Raw genomic sequence first — 1954 nt, forward strand, 5'->3', positions numbered from 1 at the left:
GGATCGAACCGCTGACCTCCTGCATGCCATGCAGGCGCTCTCCCAGCTGAGCTAAGGCCCCGTGCGGCGGACAGATAGGGAAGTGGCGGGAGGAGTTCAAGCGAAAAAATCGCCCCTCCCGGTCTTTTCCTTCAAGCCGCTTTAGCTGTCGTCTTTATCCGATGCGACATCGGCGATTTCGTCGAGCGAGACATTGTCGTCGTCGTCATCCTCGAGCACATCGTCGCCCAGATCCACATCGGAATCATCATCGTCGTCAAGCACGTCGAGATCGGCGTCCTCTTCAACGGCTTCTTCTTCTTTCTTCTTGTCGGGCTTGTCGCCTTTCAGCGCGGCGCGGGACTTGTTGCCCTCGTCGATCACCACAACCTCGCCCGTGTAAGGGCTGACAATCGGATTACGACCCATATCGTAAAACCGCTTTCCGGTGGTCGGGCAAACGCGCTTGACGCCCCATTCTTCCTTAGGCATCGGTTTCCTCACATGCTCCGGGGGTTCGAGCGGGCGCAATGCCATGGACGGGCTTTGGTGTAAAGGGGGTATAGCAGCTTTCGCGGCCTGTGGGCGGGCGATAGGCTGAATTGGCACAAGGTGAGGCAGGCATGGGGCAGATCATCCTGGAGGGCGAGCCACCGGTGGAGGTGGCGCTGAAACGCTCGTCGCGGGCGCGGCGATTGTCACTACGGGTGTCGGGCGTGGATGGCCGGGTAACGCTGACGATGCCGCAATATGCGCGCGAGCGCGAGGCACAGGATTTTGCCCGCGAAAAGGCCGGATGGATCAGGGCGCGGCTGGCGGAGCAGGCCCCTTCGATGCTGGCCATCCCTGGCGCGGTTATCCCGGTGCGGGGCGTGGAGCGGCGGGTAGAGGCCGCGAGCGTGAAGCGAATGGAGCTGGAAGATCAATCGCTTCTGGTGCCTGCGACGGCACGCAACCAGCCCGCCCGGATTGGTGCTTACCTGAAGGAACTGGCGCGGGCTGATCTGGTTGCCGCCTCCGCCCGCTATGCCGCCGCGCTCGGGCACCCGCATGGCACGATCACCCTGCGCGACACCCGTTCACGCTGGGGGTCGTGCAGCCATGACGGGCGGTTGATGTATTCGTGGCGGCTCATCCTCGCCCCGGCGGAGGTGCTGGATTATGTGGCCGCCCATGAGGTGGCGCATCTGGCGGAGATGAACCACTCGTCGCGGTTCTGGGCGCATGTGGGCGATTTGTGCCCCGGCTATGAGGCCCCGCGCCGGTGGCTGCGCAAAAATGGATCAACGCTGCACCGCTACCGATTTCGTGCCTGACAACTGCCCATTGACGGCAGCGCAAAACGTGATCACGTTTGGTCTATGTTGATCCAACCCCCTCCCTCCGATGCCGCCCCCGGACGCCCCGCCGGGCCTGTTGCTGCCACGCCGGGTGCTGCGCATGAGCGGGTGTACCGCGCCTTGCGCACCCGCATCATGCACGGAGAAATGCTGCCGGGTGTGGCTCTTACGCTGCGCGGGGTGGGCAAGGAATTTGGCGTTTCGATGACGCCTGCGCGGGAGGCTGTGCGCCGGTTGGCAGCGGAAGGGGCGCTCACGCTTTCAGCCTCTGGGCGGGTGTCGACCCCGGTGCTTTCCAACGATCGGATTGAGGAATTGGCGGCGATTCGCGCGTTGTTGGAGCCGGAACTGGCCACCCGTGCGCTGCCGCGGGCGCATAATGCGCTGATCGAACGGCTTGAAGCGGTGAACACGACGATCATGGAGGTAACGGCGCGTGGCGATGCGGCAGGCTATATTCGTGCCAACCTCGACTTTCACCGCACGCTCTACCTGCGCGCCCAGGCCCCGGCGATGCTGGCGCTGGCCGAGACGGTTTGGCTGCAACTCGGGCCAACCATGCGGCTGCTTTACGACCGGCTCCAGCGCACCGAGGTGCCGCGCCATCATCGCCTGATCGTGGCGGCGCTCAGGGC

The 1954-nt window shown here is 64.2% G+C and carries 3 protein-coding genes; 2 read left to right on the forward strand and 1 reads right to left on the reverse strand.

Features of this window, described 5'->3' with window-relative positions; all coding sequences use genetic code 11:
- Positions 1-141: 141 nt before the first annotated feature.
- The gene (locus tag P1U55_RS15640) at positions 142-471 is read right to left on the reverse strand and encodes a TIGR02300 family protein (protein WP_301048570.1); all 330 of its coding nucleotides are present in this window, start codon (positions 469-471) and stop codon (positions 142-144) included.
- A 131-nt stretch (positions 472-602) separates the two neighbouring features.
- Between P1U55_RS15640 and P1U55_RS15645 the strand changes: the two genes are divergently transcribed.
- Together P1U55_RS15645 and P1U55_RS15650 are read left to right on the forward strand one after the other, a co-directional pair.
- Positions 603-1295 (forward strand): SprT family zinc-dependent metalloprotease, encoded by a 693-nt coding sequence (locus tag P1U55_RS15645; RefSeq protein ID WP_301048571.1) that lies wholly within the window; start codon positions 603-605, stop codon positions 1293-1295.
- 45 nt (positions 1296-1340) lie between these two features.
- Positions 1341-1954 (forward strand): GntR family transcriptional regulator (locus tag P1U55_RS15650; RefSeq protein ID WP_301048572.1); only part of this gene is annotated, 614 nt, incomplete at its 3' end.

Origin of the sequence: Vannielia sp., assembly GCF_029212645.1 — a bacterium.
Taxonomy (GTDB): domain Bacteria; phylum Pseudomonadota; class Alphaproteobacteria; order Rhodobacterales; family Rhodobacteraceae; genus Vannielia.

Excerpts from the sequence above, each read along its gene's own strand:
- P1U55_RS15645 (WP_301048571.1), top strand. The coding sequence starts at position 603 with ATGGGGCAGATCATCCTGGAGGGCGAGCCACCGGTGGAGGTGGCGCTG.
- P1U55_RS15640 (WP_301048570.1), bottom strand. The coding sequence starts at position 471 with ATGCCTAAGGAAGAATGGGGCGTCAAGCGCGTTTGCCCGACCACCGGA.